The organism is Eionea flava, assembly GCF_055393785.1.
Genome location: NZ_AP036018.1, coordinates 953478 through 967907 on the forward strand (window position 1 = coordinate 953478; position 14430 = coordinate 967907).

Consider the following 14430-nt stretch of genomic DNA (forward strand, 5'->3'; position numbering starts at 1 on the left):
CTTATGGAGTCTCTAAATAAGTCATGCGTAGTTTTTCGCCGGCTAAAAACGCTAAAAAGATAAAGTTAATTAGCCTCTGCTCAGGTTGTTCCATGCTCAGGGGTTTATTAAATAAATAGGCTAGGGGGCTAGCCTACACAATAACGCTATTCTGATGAAGTCGAACTGAGCGCCTCACTAGATTGGTGAGTGTGATGTAGTGCTGACGAAGTCGGCACTGAGCTATGTTCTTCTTCTCGTATGTTTTCGATATATTTATTGAGTGCTTTTTTCGCTTGCTTATCAGACTCAAACAGGTGTGGTGACACTTTTCGTTTATTTAATGCTTCACCCAGTTTCATCCGTAGGAATGCTCCCGTAGAGTAGCGTGTACAAGTGGTATAAAACTGTGTTTCCATTTCATCAATCATTGTTGCGTGATAATCCATTAGCATGGGATCAATAAATACGCCGTCGTAGTTAACGACCATTGCAAATTTTTGGCTGACGCTGTGGTAAAGATCTTCGATAACGGTAGCAATACGATCAACGTCGTCTTTAACACGTACTTGGTAGCCTTCGAGGTTAAGAAATGCCGTATTTCTTTCACGATCGTAACTAATGCGCTCATCAAGTTCACGCAATAATAAATGATCATTGAGCTTCATTGGGGCTTCGGCGAATATACAAGCCGCCATAAGTTTTGGCTTGTTGATAATTGGCTCAAAGTCCATGTGAGCGAGAATGTCTCGCTCTATATCAATGCCCGGTGCCACTTCAGTGAGTTCTAAACCGTTATAGCGTAGTTTAAAAACACAGCGTTCGGTCACATAGTACACCGGTTTTTCTTTAAGTGCGGCGAGTTTACCGTTAAAGGTAATTTGCTCGACGCGGTTAACAAATTTCTTTACACGGCCCTCTTGGTGAATGATGACTTTGCCTGATTCGATACCGACCTTGAGTCCACCTGCAGTAAATGTACCCGCGAATACGAGTTTACGTGCATTTTGGCTAATATTAATAAAACCACCCGCCCCGGCAATCTTAGGGCCGAATTTACTGACATTAACATTGCCATGAGCATCGGCCTCTGCAAGACCTAGCGCCGCTAGATCTAGTCCGCCACCATCATAAAAGTCAAACTGTTGGTTTTGGTCGAGTAGAGCATCAATATTAATTGAACAACCAAAATCGAGGCCACTTTGCGGTAGGCCACCAATGACTCCCGGTTCTGCCGTCAACGTAATAAAGTCAATAATTTTCTCTTCATTGGCGACGGCTGCGATACCTTCAGGCATACCAATACCGAGATTAATAGTGCCGCCCATAGGCAATTCATAGGCGCATCGCCGTGCAATAATTTTTCTCTCAGTCAACTCTAAGGGTGAAATGTTATCAGTCACCGCTCTAATTTCGCTGGTGAAAGCGGGGTTGTAATCGGTGCCGTATGTCTGCTTATGGTTTTCTTGTTCTGAAACGACAACACAGTCAACCATAATGCGTGGGATTTTTACAATGCGGGGGTTGAGAGTACAGCTTTCCGCGATTCGCTCGGTTTGAACAATAGTGAGTCCAAGTGAGTTTTTGGTCGCCATGGCAATGGCTAAATTATCTAGAGTTAGCGCTTCTTTTTCTAGGGTAGTATTACCATGAGGGTCGGAGGTCGTGCCACGCAAAAAGCAAACGTTGATAGGGAAGGTTTTATAAAATAGCCACTCTTGTCCGTCGATAGTCATTAATTCTACTAAGTCTTCGGTGGTAACATCGTTTAGCTTACCTCCTTCTTGCCGAGGATCTACAAATGTGCCTAAACCGACCTGCGTTAATATACCTCCACGATGTGCTGCAATATCTCTAAATAATTGGGTTAGTGTACCCATAGGAAAATTATAGGCTTCAATCTCGTTATTGTTTGCCATTTTTGCAATTTTAGGTACGAGAGCCCAATGGCCTCCAATTACGCGCTTAATGAGCCCTTTGTGCGCTAATCGGTTAGCTCCGCGATCTTTACCGTCGCCGGGTGCTGCAGCAAAAACAATGGTTAAGTTTTTCGGTGAACCAGTGTCTAAAAATCGTTTTTCTAAGGCAATAATAAGTTCTTCTGGTGTGCCAGTACCTACGAAGCCCGACAAGCAAAGTGTGTCGCCATCTTGAATTAAGGCAACAGCGTCATCAGCAGATACAATTTTGTTTTTCATAAGCATTGCATACCTTATTTAGTGAAATATTGTTTAAGCTTATTCTGTTTCGAAGTCTTTGTACGAAATACCGTATGTCTTGATGTGACGTTTATCCACTTAGGTTAATTTCATATAAAGGCGCTTACTTTTTGTGCCTGAAAATACGAATGCCTATTCGTACCAAGATTTCGTTTCACAATTGCGTATCAATATTATAAGTGAATTAGTTATCTCGTTCTGTTAACCAGTCGACGATCCCTTTACCTAAAATTCCCTGAGATTTACCACTAACAAAAACGCCAACGTGTCCACCGGGTAAGGGTAAGTCGGTATAGTCATCGGTTCCCACATAATCTTTTAATGCCATAGAACAGGCGGGAGGAATAATGTGATCATTGAGTGCATAAATATTCAATACGGGGGCATTCAGATCACGTAGATTCACTGTCTGACCATTGAGCTCTAGGCGATTACTAATGAGCTTATTATCTTGATATAAATCTTTAAACCATTGCTTAGCTGCTTCTCCGGGGTGGTCAGGGCGATCAGATAACCATTTTTCCATGCGTAAAAAGTTCATCAACTTTTTTTCATCTTGGGCAATATTAATGAGATCGATATTGTATTTGGTTAAAGATTTAATAGGCGTGATCAATTGAAACACCATACCCATTAACTCACCCGGCATATTGCCGTATGCTTCAATCATGAGATCAACATCTTCGGGGTCTAGGTTGCGCGACCAAAGATTGATGTATCCGTGAGATAAGGTGTCATCTCGTTTATCACCATGAAAGTCAACAGGTGTAATACTAGTGATTAAGTTTTTGACATTTTCAGGGTGTAAGGCACTGTAACAAATCGAAAAGACACCGCCTTCACAAATACCTAAAATAGTGACCTGCTCGACACCTTGTTCAGCTTTAATATGTTCAATACATTCATGTAAATAACCATTAATATAGTCATCGAGTGTCAGCCAGCGATCGGCCCGTGAGGGGCTACCCCAGTCAACGACGTACATATCAACACCCGCGTTGAGCATATTGCGTACCAATGAGCGATCTTCTTGTAAATCAGCCATGGTGTAACGGCCAATAAGTCCGTAAACAACAATCACTGGTGTAGTAATTGTTTGATCGGTGAGTGGTTTGTAGTGATGTAATGATACTTTGTCTTGTCTGAAAACCTCTTCTTTTGCTGTAGTACCAATTTTTACATCAGCATCTTTGGTGGCATTGATTTTTTTAAGACCCGATACTAAATCTGTATTGAGTTTTGATAATTCAGCCATCGCTGAATAAGGGTTGACGAGTGGTAACGTATCCACGGGCTTTTACCTCTATGTTAAGGGAAACTCTGACTAAGTAATGATTGATCAGCGCTTATAAACGATCACTATTTTTTAGATGTTTTCTTCTTTGCCACTGTTTTACTTGCAGCCGCTTTTTTGGGTTGAGTTTTTTGACTATCTGCTTTTTTTGTCGTTGCTGGCTTTGCTGATGTTTGAGCGCCGGCTTTTTTAGTTGTGGTAGAGGTTTGGGGTTTTGTGGTTTTTGAAGAAGCCGTTGCCATCATGCTTTTTACTGCGCGTAATTCACGTCGTAGCTCGGTAACCGTCTTGTGTAAATCATCAACTTCTTGACGAGTAGGAATATGCATAGCTTCACATATGACTTCAGCAACATGTTGTTCTTGTAATCGGTATTCGGCATTAGCTTTGATTAATTTTTTTTGTACCTGCAAAAACTCTTCAGAGCGATGCATCGTCATTAATTCTTCATCAGCAATTTTTGACCACAGCTCGACTAATTGTTTAGGTGATGTACTTTTTTTGTCATCGTCGCTCATCGTGTTCAGCGTGTCGATAAATTTCTCATAAGCACTCATCCAACTTTTAAGCAGTACTTCGTAGTAATCGTTATTTTTTTCGCCTAATTCTAGCCATCCATCCATTGCTTTAGCTAAACGATTATCTAAATCAGAGATCCCAGAAAATAGCGGCCCTTCACTAAAACGCTTGATACCTTCTTCAATATTAGAGTTTGAAAATTTAAGCCAACTATAAGGGTTAGAAATATCGTCTAAGGTTGACATGAAATAATCTTTTGTCTCATCGTCAGGCAATGTATCAATAATGTCTTTTTTAAACTGATCAAAGACAGCATTGTTACCTTTAATAAAGGCATTCATCTGAGACTTAAGTTCATCGGATCCCGGAAATGCATTGAGAATATCTTGCCAATTACTGGAGGACTGTAAATTATATTGCGGATTATGCTCAAATACTTTTTGCATAAATGATTGAAAAATATCAAGCGTTGGATTGTTACTATAAAATGAATTGTCGTTGCTCAGCGGGTTCTCAAAACTGCTTTGCCATTTTTTCATATTACTCATCATTTGTTGATTCATGGTGGTTTGTGTTTTTTCCCACTCATTCATCATTTTTTGCCATGGTTCAATAAATTCGTTATTCATTTTTTAGTCTCACTGAGTGACAATATAATATTGAAAGTATTTATAGATGCTTATTTTTTAGGCTTATCTTCTGCTGACGTATGCTGACTATAGGTGTTAGTCGCTAGGCTGTTGTAAAAGGTTTTGTATTGCTCCATGGCTGTCTCCATGGCATTAGTTCCTAGCGGCATAAATTTATTGAACATTGCTTCTGGGTCGGCAAAATCTGCAAAGTAAGTTTCCATCTGCTGTTGCACTTTTTCCATCATGGCAGTTTGTAAGGCTTCTACATCCGGTAAACCCATAAGTTTTCTCGCCTCTTCGGGCGTCATATCCATATCTACAGTTACTTTCATAGTATTCTCACTTGTTATTATCAGTTGTTAATTTTCCCAGCTTTAATAAAAACCGTTTAAGCGAGGGAAGGCGATCTGTGTGTAAGAGATAAAGAGAGAAGGCTTGCCCTTGCTGCTTTTGGTGACAGGGCGAGGGTCGTGTTGTTGCGAAGTTAAGCGTCAGGCTTATCATTTTTTGATGTAGGTTTTGACGATGTTTTTTTGCTAAAAAACTGTTGCTGTAGCTCAGCCATTGCTTGCATGTTTTTTGTTGCCATTTCCTGGAAACTGCTGAGCGGAGAGGCATCCATAAAATGTTGCATCTGCTCCTGCATGGCTTCTTGTTGAGAGACAAAACTTTTAATGCTGTTTGCAATAAACCCACCCATCATATCTTGCATCGGGTGTCCGTAGAAGCGAATGAGTTGATTAAGCACAGCCTCATTAAGTAGGGGAGAGCCACCGAGCTCTTGCTCAGAGACAATTTGCAGTAATAAGGCACGGGTAATATCTTCGCTTGTGGTTTCATCAATAATGCTGACATCGACACCGAGAGCGATAATGTTTTTAATATCTTTTAATGTGACGTACCGGCTGTCTTCGGTATCATATAATCGCCGATTGGCGTATTTTTTGATGATTCGCTTGTGGCTCATAAAGAATCTTTTACATCGTATGGTTGACCTTATTGTGCCTGAAGCGGCGACAAAATAGTAGAGGAGCCTCTGATTAACCTCGAATGACTTCTGCGTGAGTCAATATTATTTGATTTTCAGCATTGACACTATAGACAAAGCATAAAAAAAGGGCGCTTTATCTACGCCCTTTTTTAGTTATTCTGTTGTTGCCGAATTTAGGCAGCAGCAGATGCTTTTTTAGCGGCTTTAGCTGTTGATTTTGCTGGTGCTTCAAAAGCAGGTGCGATTTCAATTTTTTGTACAGATGCTTGATATTCTTTAGCAAGTTCAGTGTACTCAGCTGCACGTGCAGACATTTTTTCGCCAAATGCTTTCGCTGTTTCGTATTGCTTGCTCATTAGGCTAGCAACGTTGTCAGTTGAAGCAACGAGTTGCGCTTGTTCTACGCTGTAGTCAACTAAGTCGCCTTGAACGCTGTAGTTAAGACGGCTTAAGTTTTCAAATGAATCAACAGCAACGCCGCTCATTTCACGTAAAGGCTGCATAAACTCAGCTTGTAGTTTAGCAAATTCTTGGAATTGTTCGGTAAAGTCAGTCATGATGTATCTCCGGCATAGGAATGAATTAGGTTATGTTGCAGTGCAGCATTATATAGATTAATTGTTGCGCTGCAACATTTTTTGATGGGCGGTTAATTTTTAAAGAAAGAATGGTTTTCTATAAGCTGTTGAAATTAATAAATATTTTATTGTTTATCTCTAAATAGAATATTATTTTCTTTTTTTAATGCTAAAAAGTCTATCTGCTGTAGGTGCTGCAGCGCAATATTTTTCGGCGGGAATGTTTTCTTTAATACACCTCGACAAAGGCCGTTATAGGCTTTCTTGTGACGGTAACACAACATCGGCAAAAATAAGTCCAGCGACTAAAGACATAAGAATGAGAAAGCTCTGCGCACCAATATCATTGGTGTTGAGGATGTTCTGCCCCGATACCGCGGTATTGAGCCCTATATAAATTTTGCTTCCGGGTACCAGCATCACCAAGCCTAATAACGACACAATGGTAGAGGGTAGATGTCGAATGCGTGAAAATAAATTGCTATATACCCCCATCGCAAACGCGCCGATAAACCCACCGAGTGCAGCACCTAAAAAAAGGCTTCCCCATAGTGTTGATGCGTATGCTAGATAACCGGATAACATGCCCCAAGGCATATCTTTTATGCGCATCTTAAACAATACGACAAGGCTTAGCCCCAGTACGGTCACTGCGAGCCAGGATGTCCATGCGGGAGTATGGGTGGAGTCAACAAATACTGTTCCTGGCCATAGTAGTGTCGCAATAGATACTCCCAACACGGCACCAAAATACAATTTAAAGAGTGACATTACCGCGTCCATGATGCGTGCGGTACCTGACATGAGATTTCGTGCGGCGAGTTCTGATAGGCCCAGTGTTAATGCTAATCCAGGGATATAGACAATAATGCTCGATAGTATAACCAGTGGCACATTCACCGTCGGCTCATAAACCGCAATGGCCGAAGCAAGTAAAGCGGATACAAGGGCGACTAGAGGTTCTAATACTCCGGCGATGCGTTGTGATTTTTCTGCCCAAAATTGAAACAAAAAAACCACAAAGCCAATAAGTGCTGAAGCAAAAATACTGTTCCAGTTGGTTTGCATTAGCATTGCAAATCCAGCACTGGCAAAGCCATAGCTTAAGAAGGTGAGTAGTGAGCCATAGGGATGCGGCTTATTCGGTATAGCATCTAGGCGTTCTAGCGCTTCGGAGAGTGTTCGTTGTTCTGAAGCAAGTTCATCAACTAATTCGTCGATTCTTGCAAGAGCGCCTAAATCAAGCTCGCCAGGTTTTACCCGTACAATATGGCTGTAATCTTGTTGCTCATCATCAGATTCTGACATCACAAAGGTGAGTGATGTGGGGGTCACCATAAAGTTAGATTGCACTTGTAAAAACTTAGACACTTCTTGTAGATGTGTTTCTAAGCGATAGGCTGGGGTGCCATATTTATGCAAGGCTTTTCCTAACTTGATAATAAAGCGGCGCTTTTGTAAAAATAGGCTCTGAGAGTCAATGTCGCTAGTAGGGTGAGTGTCACTCTCCGATGCTGAATTGATGTTTGTGTGGGGTGTTACGGTGACCATAAAGTTCTTATATCCAAGATAGGCTCGGAGCTGATTAGATAGCTTATGGTAGATCATATACGTGGTGAAATCAGCTAGATTGTTTAGCGGATTTTTTTTCGCCGATTAAGGCGATTGATTTTTAACCGCTAATGTTGAAAGGCGTAGGTTTGCTGTCTTTCTATTATTTGTGTTTTGAAAACTTGTTTTGCAATAAGCTTAGACTGTTCATCGTCTAAATTGTGGAAGCGTACACCAATAAGGTAGCTACCGTCCGGTTGTAAAGCATTACGTGTTACCTGACCGTAAGTAATGACACCGGTATAGGCAGGCAAAAATATGAGCTTAAGTGCAAGCCAGCTTTCAACACCTATCGAGTCATCAGAGGAAAATGCCAAACCGCCTTGGCTAATATCAATGCGGCCACTGTCAACATCATGAATAGATGATTGAGTAGACAGCACTTGCTGGCAAACCAGATCCATTTTTTTATTGAGGCCGTCTAAATACTCAGCAATTAGAGGGTTACTTTCTTTTATTGAGGCCATTAATTGCTGGCCTTGCCCATTAATTTGTTGAAACTCAGAAAATAAGCATAGGGTTTCGCTGTGCTCGAAGTGCTGTTCAGCACGACTATGGATCACGTCATCATTACTCACAGGGCAGAAATTAAAAATGACATCTTGTTGAATGCGAAAGTATTGGCGTTTTTCTGTCATGGTCAGCATCACTTAAATATAGTTATGGGTTTTAAATAATAGTCTTTTACCTTGAGTATAGACGCATGTACGGATAATGCAGGTCGTCGTACCGTATTTGTATGTAAAACCTGCTTGTTATGTGGTGTGTTTTTCCGTTTAATGCGCCTATGTCTATTAATACTCCCTTTTTTATTGGCTTACGCTATATCAAAGCCAAGCGTCGTCATCAGTTTATTTCTTTTATTAGTGCCTTTTCTCTGATCGGGATGACTTTGGGTACTTTGGCTCTAATTGTCGTGTTATCGGTAATGAATGGTTTTGATCGAGAGATTAAACAGCGCATTTTAAGTGTGGTGCCTCATGGATTTATTGATCAGGTGCCCGCACTGGATGATTGGCAAGGGCTGTCGTCAGTTATTGCTTCCACCCCACATTTATTGGCTGCTGCCCCTTATATTGGCGGTTACGGCATGCTGAGCTCTCGTCAGAGTATCCAGGGCGCGCAATTGCAGGGGATTTTGCCTCAAGCGGAACGTAATGTTTCGGTGATTGATCAATACATGTATCGCGGTGATTCTACCCAATTACAGGCGGGTGAATTTGGTATTGTACTGGGTCGCTTACTGGCGAGTCGTTTACGTGTTGATATGGGCGATGCGGTAGTGATGACCTTGCCGGATATTTCTATTACTCCTGCAGGCATATTTCCCCGTACCAAACGTTTTACGGTAGTGGGTATTTTTGAAGTCGGGGCGCAGGTCGATCAATCGCTTGCGATGATTCACCTTAGTGATGCGCAAAAAATGTTTCGTTATGGAAACACTGTTCAAGGCCTGCGTCTTAAGTTTGATGATATCTACGCTGCACAGCCTGCGATACAAGAATTACAACAACAGCTAGGAGACCAGTATTCCGTAAGAGATTGGAGCGAAACGCAAGGCAGTTTATTCCAAGCGATACAAATGGAAAAACGTATGGTGATGTTGTTGTTACTTATTATTGTGGCGGTAGCAGCGCTTAATATTGTCACGGGCTTGTTGTTGATGGTCACAGATAAGCGTGGTGATATTGCGGTATTGCGCACACTAGGTATGACCACGAAACAAGTGATGTCCGTGTTTATTATTCAAGGTAGTGTTGTCGGTATTGTCGGTATTGTTGTGGGTACGTTGTTAGGGTGTTTGCTGGCTTTGACAATCAGTGATGTGATTGCTTTTGTGGAATCTTTACTCGGCATTTATATTTTTGATCCTAATGTTTATTTTATTAGCCAAATTCCGTCAGAGTTACGCGGCGGCGATATTTTATTAATCGGTCTATCAGGTATTAGCATGAGTATTATGGCTACTTTATATCCGGCGTATTGCGCAGCACAGGTCGCACCTGCCGAGGTGTTACGTTATGAGTAATTCCGAATTATCCACAGTGCTTCAATGTCAGTCGGTGCATAAGTTATATCAAGAAGGGCCGCACGATGTATCCGTGCTAAAAAATACCGACTTGTCCCTCGCAAAAGGTGAGCGACTGGCGATTATTGGTAGCTCTGGTGCAGGCAAAAGTACTTTGCTGAATCTATTAGGCGGCTTAGATACGCCAACCCGCGGTGAAGTTTTTGTGGCTAATCAGCAATTATCGGCACTTGATGACGATGCGCGAGGACGTCTGCGTAATCAATATTTGGGATTCGTCTACCAGTTCCATCATTTGTTGGGTGAGTTTAGTGCGGTAGAGAATGTGATGATGCCATTATTGATTGGTGGCGTGGAGCGTGAAATAGCGCACCAGCGAGCAAGCGCCATGTTAGCTCGTGTAGGTTTAGCTGAGCGTGAAGGGCATAAGCCTGCCGAATTATCGGGTGGTGAGCGCCAACGTGTCGCCATTGCTCGCGCTATTGTCACTGAGCCTGCCTGTGTATTGATGGATGAGCCCACGGGTAATCTTGATGAAGATACAGCACAAGCAATTGAGCAGCTATTACTTGAACTCAATCAGAGCATAGGACTGAGCTATATTATTGTTACGCATGATAAGCGTTTGGCGTCGACGATGGATCGCATTCTTGAGTTACGAGAAGGGCGTTTATTCCCTTATCCTTCGGTTGAGCACGTTGCTGTTAATGTATAGAAGGGGGCGTTGCTTGTGAGTCTTATGCATTCAGTCAGTGTTTTACTGGGGTTGCGTTATACCGTTGCGCGCCAACGCAGTCGCTCAGTTGCATTTATTTCACGAATTACCATGCTCGGTATCGTGCTAGGTGTGAGTTTACTGATTACTGTTCTCTCGGTGATGAATGGTTTTGATAAAGAGTTACGTGAACGGATATTACAGATCATGCCTCAGGTAACCTTATATCAAGGCGGGGGGATGCAAGACTGGCGCTCATTGCGAGAGCAGTTACTGAGTGACGAACGCATCGAAGGCGTGTCTCCTTTTGTTGAGTTGCAAGGCATGGTTTCTGTCGGGAAGGAGACCGAGCCTGTACTGATTTATGGTATTGATCATCAGCTCGAATCAACAACATCGATTATTTATGATTTCTTACGCGCCGATACGCGTATGGCGCTAGCCAACAATACACAAGGTATTGTGCTCGGCAAAGGGTTGGCTGATCGCTTGCAGGTGGATATTGGACGGCGTGTGAGCCTCATTATTCCCCGTGCGCAAGGACAAGGGCAGGCACCGGCAATACGTCGAGTTGAGGTGATTGATATTCTCGATACAGGCACCGAGGTTGATGATGCCTTGGCCTTGTTAGATGTGGCAAGTGCGGCATCGTTATCGTCAGTGCTTTTACCTGTTGCTACTCATAATGGGGTGGAAAAATCGGCGCCAATGGCTGTGTCGGGTTTGCATCTTCGGTTGAACGATCTATTTGCGGCTCCACAGGTAGCCCGTCATTTACAAGCTCAGCTACCTTATGGTTTCTATACAACTAACTGGACGCGCACCCACGGTAATATTTATTACGCAATACAAATGTCTAAAAAATTAGTGAGCTTATTACTGTTGCTCATTATCGCCATTGCGTCATTTAACGTTGTATCAACACTTGTCATGGTGGTGCTCGATAAGCAAAGCGATATTGCTATTCTGCGCACGTTAGGGGCGAGTAATCGGCAAATTATTGGTTTATTTATGGTGCAGGGCACGGTTATTAGTGTCATTGGGACGTTGGTGGGTACGATACTAGGAGTTGGTTTGGCTTTGTTTGTACAAGATATTGTGTTGTTGATAGAGCAAGTCTTATCGGTGCAGTTTCTTAAGAGTGATATTTATCCAATTAGCTATTTACCCTCACAACTACTGTTGAGCGATGTTTTGGTAGTGGTGGTGGTGAGCTTATTGATGAGCTTTCTTGCGACGTTATATCCTGCATGGCGTGCGGCAAAAGTGTTGCCAGCGGAAGCCCTACGTTACGACTAAGCGCGCTCAACCCTGTGATCTGCGTGAGAGTAAATGGTTTCCGTGTAATAAGGTTTTGCTTTATTTAATGTGTCGGCGCGCTTGCCGACGTTTACGCCAGCGATGAATAACATGCCAGCGCCATAAAATGTTAATCAGCGTATAGCTCGTAACACCACATATTGTTCCGGTAATAAGTGAACCAACAACTAGCGGTTTCCAGATACGCCCTAGCTCTCCATTAATCCACTCCCACGTTAACGTCACGTCAATATTCATTGCTGGTGTATCCAATATCCAAGCACCTAAGGAGTATGTCGCAAAAAAGATGGCGGGAATAGTGACGGGGTTAGTGATCCAAACGAGAGCGAGCGCGATAGGCAAATTGCAGCGTATCCAAAGTGCGATAATCGCGACAGCTACCATTTGCGCGGGCATAGGAATGAATGCCATAAACATTCCCAGCAAAAATGCCATTGAGACGGAGTATCGATTTAAATGGAAGAGATTAGGGTCTTCCACTAATGGACCTAAGAAGCGTAATGACGGGTGGTCTTTAATCAACTGCTGAGAAGGAACAAAGCGCTTTAACAACTTTTTTGGCATAAAACGGAGTCTCAGTAATGCGAAGTATTATTATGCCTTGCATCTTGCTGATTCGCCATTGTTAACACGGCTGATTTCTGGTCTTTCGTGAATGAAATCAATACAATGGCGATTAAGACGTTTGGGTACAGCAGTAAATTTTTTCACGGCGTTAACAAACCTTAATATGAATTTTTTGGGGTTTTGATAGTCATACCCCCATCATAACCTTTTATATCTACTATCTAGTTCATTTAATAACAAATGGGAGCATCTGTTGAATAATTTATCGGCCGATATGTCGCATCTTTTAGCGTGTAATATAGACATACTCAATACCGCTAGAGATATGATCCAGCATTTGCCGGCAGATAAATATAATCATGTCGAACGGCCCTATTTTGAGTCGTGCTTAGGTAAGCATATTCGTCATATATTGGATCATTACTTATGTTTCATACGCGATGTAGAGACAGGCATGATTGATTATGAAAAGCGTCAGCGCGATACGCAAACCGAAACTAATCAAGAATACGCTTTAGGTGTAATTAACAATATTTGTGATTTTTTGAAGCACGCACAACGTCAGCATCTAGAGGATGGAGTGTTGTCAGTATGGCTATGTAATGATGTTGCTTTACCTGAAGGTGAAGCAACACGGTCTTCCGTTCGTAGAGAGTTGCAGTTTTTGCATGGGCATACCGTACACCATTATGCGCTTATTGCTACGATGCTACGTTTTTACGGCATTGAAACTGACCGGACATTAGGCGTTGCACCTTCAACGCTCATTCATGAGCAAGATACACAAAGCGAGAGTGCTTGCGATTCTAGCGAATACCCGCAAGCGGCGAAAATATCAGCATGAACCGCTATATCATTCGTGTAATATTTTGCGATATTCTCGTCATTAAAGGGCGAGTATGATGATAAGTTATCGCCAACGGCAAAAGCTGTTATCCAGTTTAAAGAGAGTCGGTCGCTGGGAGTTTTGGCCGATGTCACTGTTTTATATCCCTGTCGTGTTTTATATTATTGGTTTAGTGGTTCGCTACCGTGGGCTTACTTTTACAGCGGTCAACCCGGGATTGCCCGGTAGTGGGTTTATCGGAGAAAATAAAAGCGACAGCTTATTTAAATTACAGCAACATAGCGCCAGCACAACGGCTAAAACCTTGTTAGTTAACCAATCGTCATCGTTAGATGATAAGTGCCGACAATGTCAGCAGTTTATGCAACAGCATGTACTCCAATATCCCGTGATTCTTAAACCAGATTTTGGCCAGCGCGGTGTTGATGTGGCCATTATTAATAATGATGATACTTTGCGAGAGTATTTGGCGGCGGCTTTATTTGATACGGTATTGCAAGAATATGTAGCCGGTGTAGAGTTTGGTGTATTTTATATCCGTCATCCGGATAAGCCACGGGGGGAAATATTTTCGATTACCCATAAGTGCTTCCCGGTGATCGTTGGTGATGGCAAGCACTCGATCGACCAGTTAATTTGTCAGCATCCTCGATTGCATTATATGGCGGCTTTCTTGTTTGAAAAGCATGATAATATTTTAGAAAAAGTACCGGCTCATAATGAGCAGATTAATCTTGTTACCCTAGGAAGCCATTGTAGAGGCTCGTTGTTTTTAGAAGGCCAGCAATATCATACGGATGCTTTAGAGCAGATGATTGATCATGCAAGCCAAGGTATACCGGGTTTTTATTTTGGCCGCTATGACATCCGTGCTGATAGTATCGAAGCCTTTCAGCGTGGTGAGTGTAAAGTGATTGAGGTGAACGGCGTGACCTCAGAGTCAACTAATATGTATGATCCCCAGTATTCGCTGCTTGACGCTTATCGTATCTTGTTCAAACAGTGGCGATTAGCTTTTCAGATAGGCAAAAAAAATATACAACTTGGTCATTTGCCGATGGGTTTGATGGATCTTGTTAATAAAGTGCGCATAATGAATACAGGCACTGAGTCATCGAACGGATAGTTT

Annotated in this window: 14 protein-coding genes; 5 read left to right on the forward strand and 9 right to left on the reverse strand. The window is 42.3% G+C overall.

Going from position 1 to position 14430, the window contains the following annotated elements:
- Positions 1 to 146: 146 nt before the first annotated feature.
- The 8 genes from ACZ5O6_RS04360 to ACZ5O6_RS04395 all read right to left on the reverse strand — a co-directional run bounded on the left by ACZ5O6_RS04360 (position 147) and on the right by ACZ5O6_RS04395 (position 8461).
- Positions 147 to 2177 carry an acyl CoA:acetate/3-ketoacid CoA transferase gene (locus ACZ5O6_RS04360; protein WP_447092819.1) on the reverse strand — a complete coding sequence of 677 codons (2031 nt, stop codon included), beginning with the start codon at positions 2175 to 2177 and terminating at the stop codon, positions 147 to 149.
- A gap of 205 nt (positions 2178 to 2382) precedes the next feature.
- Positions 2383 to 3489, reverse strand: coding sequence for a class III poly(R)-hydroxyalkanoic acid synthase subunit PhaC (gene phaC / locus ACZ5O6_RS04365; RefSeq protein WP_447092820.1), 1107 nt, complete (start codon positions 3487 to 3489; stop codon positions 2383 to 2385).
- Positions 3490 to 3557: 68 nt separating this feature from the next.
- Positions 3558 to 4640, reverse strand: a complete 1083-nt coding sequence (locus ACZ5O6_RS04370) for a poly(R)-hydroxyalkanoic acid synthase subunit PhaE (protein ID WP_447092821.1) — start codon at positions 4638 to 4640, stop codon at positions 3558 to 3560.
- A gap of 50 nt (positions 4641 to 4690) precedes the next feature.
- Positions 4691 to 4975: a DUF6489 family protein gene (locus ACZ5O6_RS04375; RefSeq protein ID WP_447092822.1), complete on the reverse strand. Its 285-nt coding sequence runs from the start codon at positions 4973 to 4975 to the stop codon at positions 4691 to 4693.
- Positions 4976 to 5127: 152 nt separating this feature from the next.
- Entirely contained in the window at positions 5128 to 5610 is a 483-nt protein-coding gene (gene phaR / locus ACZ5O6_RS04380; RefSeq protein WP_447092823.1) for a polyhydroxyalkanoate synthesis repressor PhaR, read from the reverse strand.
- Positions 5611 to 5807: 197 nt separating this feature from the next.
- On the reverse strand, positions 5808 to 6191 hold the full coding sequence (locus ACZ5O6_RS04385; RefSeq protein WP_447092824.1) for a phasin family protein: 384 nt from the start codon (positions 6189 to 6191) through the stop codon (positions 5808 to 5810).
- Between the two features lie 273 nt (positions 6192 to 6464).
- Entirely contained in the window at positions 6465 to 7763 is a 1299-nt protein-coding gene (locus ACZ5O6_RS04390) for a threonine/serine exporter family protein (RefSeq protein ID WP_447092825.1), read from the reverse strand.
- A 128-nt stretch (positions 7764 to 7891) separates the two neighbouring features.
- A complete protein-coding gene (locus tag ACZ5O6_RS04395) occupies positions 7892 to 8461 on the reverse strand; it encodes a PilZ domain-containing protein (protein ID WP_447092826.1) in 570 nt (189 codons plus the stop codon).
- 149 nt (positions 8462 to 8610) lie between these two features.
- On the opposite strand from ACZ5O6_RS04395, the gene ACZ5O6_RS04400 reads away from it, so the two are divergent.
- The 3 genes from ACZ5O6_RS04400 to ACZ5O6_RS04410 are packed head-to-tail and all read left to right on the forward strand — an operon-like array spanning position 8611 to position 11866.
- The gene (locus ACZ5O6_RS04400; protein WP_447092827.1) at positions 8611 to 9852 is read left to right on the forward strand and encodes a lipoprotein-releasing ABC transporter permease subunit; all 1242 of its coding nucleotides are present in this window, start codon (positions 8611 to 8613) and stop codon (positions 9850 to 9852) included.
- Positions 9845 to 10567: a lipoprotein-releasing ABC transporter ATP-binding protein LolD gene (gene lolD, locus ACZ5O6_RS04405; RefSeq protein WP_447092828.1), complete on the forward strand. Its 723-nt coding sequence runs from the start codon at positions 9845 to 9847 to the stop codon at positions 10565 to 10567. Before ACZ5O6_RS04400 ends, lolD begins: the two co-directional genes overlap by 8 nt.
- Positions 10568 to 10591: 24 nt before the next feature.
- Positions 10592 to 11866 (forward strand): lipoprotein-releasing ABC transporter permease subunit, encoded by a 1275-nt coding sequence (locus ACZ5O6_RS04410; RefSeq protein WP_447092829.1) that lies wholly within the window; start codon positions 10592 to 10594, stop codon positions 11864 to 11866.
- 60 nt (positions 11867 to 11926) lie between these two features.
- Here ACZ5O6_RS04410 and ACZ5O6_RS04415 read toward each other — a convergent pair whose 3' ends face one another.
- Complete coding sequence (locus ACZ5O6_RS04415) at positions 11927 to 12451, reverse strand: DUF2062 domain-containing protein (protein ID WP_447092830.1); 525 nt, start codon at positions 12449 to 12451, stop codon at positions 11927 to 11929.
- Between the two features lie 256 nt (positions 12452 to 12707).
- Here ACZ5O6_RS04415 and ACZ5O6_RS04420 point away from each other — a divergent pair, with 256 nt between their 5' ends.
- Both ACZ5O6_RS04420 and ACZ5O6_RS04425 read left to right on the forward strand, forming a co-directional pair.
- On the forward strand, positions 12708 to 13298 hold the full coding sequence (locus ACZ5O6_RS04420; protein ID WP_447092831.1) for a DinB family protein: 591 nt from the start codon (positions 12708 to 12710) through the stop codon (positions 13296 to 13298).
- A 55-nt stretch (positions 13299 to 13353) separates the two neighbouring features.
- Positions 13354 to 14427, forward strand: coding sequence for an ATP-grasp domain-containing protein (locus ACZ5O6_RS04425; RefSeq protein ID WP_447092832.1), 1074 nt, complete (start codon positions 13354 to 13356; stop codon positions 14425 to 14427).
- Positions 14428 to 14430: the final 3 nt, after the last annotated feature.

Excerpts from the sequence above, each read along its gene's own strand:
- ACZ5O6_RS04360 (WP_447092819.1), bottom strand. The coding sequence starts at position 2,177 with ATGAAAAACAAAATTGTATCTGCTGATGACGCTGTTGCCTTAATTCAA.
- ACZ5O6_RS04370 (WP_447092821.1), bottom strand. The coding sequence starts at position 4,640 with ATGAATAACGAATTTATTGAACCATGGCAAAAAATGATGAATGAGTGG.
- ACZ5O6_RS04375 (WP_447092822.1), bottom strand. The coding sequence starts at position 4,975 with ATGAAAGTAACTGTAGATATGGATATGACGCCCGAAGAGGCGAGAAAA.
- phaR (WP_447092823.1), bottom strand. The coding sequence starts at position 5,610 with ATGAGCCACAAGCGAATCATCAAAAAATACGCCAATCGGCGATTATAT.
- ACZ5O6_RS04385 (WP_447092824.1), bottom strand. The coding sequence starts at position 6,191 with ATGACTGACTTTACCGAACAATTCCAAGAATTTGCTAAACTACAAGCT.
- ACZ5O6_RS04390 (WP_447092825.1), bottom strand. The coding sequence starts at position 7,763 with ATGGTCACCGTAACACCCCACACAAACATCAATTCAGCATCGGAGAGT.
- ACZ5O6_RS04395 (WP_447092826.1), bottom strand. The coding sequence starts at position 8,461 with ATGACAGAAAAACGCCAATACTTTCGCATTCAACAAGATGTCATTTTT.
- ACZ5O6_RS04400 (WP_447092827.1), top strand. The coding sequence starts at position 8,611 with ATGTCTATTAATACTCCCTTTTTTATTGGCTTACGCTATATCAAAGCC.
- lolD (WP_447092828.1), top strand. The coding sequence starts at position 9,845 with ATGAGTAATTCCGAATTATCCACAGTGCTTCAATGTCAGTCGGTGCAT.
- ACZ5O6_RS04410 (WP_447092829.1), top strand. The coding sequence starts at position 10,592 with ATGCATTCAGTCAGTGTTTTACTGGGGTTGCGTTATACCGTTGCGCGC.
- ACZ5O6_RS04415 (WP_447092830.1), bottom strand. The coding sequence starts at position 12,451 with ATGCCAAAAAAGTTGTTAAAGCGCTTTGTTCCTTCTCAGCAGTTGATT.
- ACZ5O6_RS04425 (WP_447092832.1), top strand. The coding sequence starts at position 13,354 with ATGATGATAAGTTATCGCCAACGGCAAAAGCTGTTATCCAGTTTAAAG.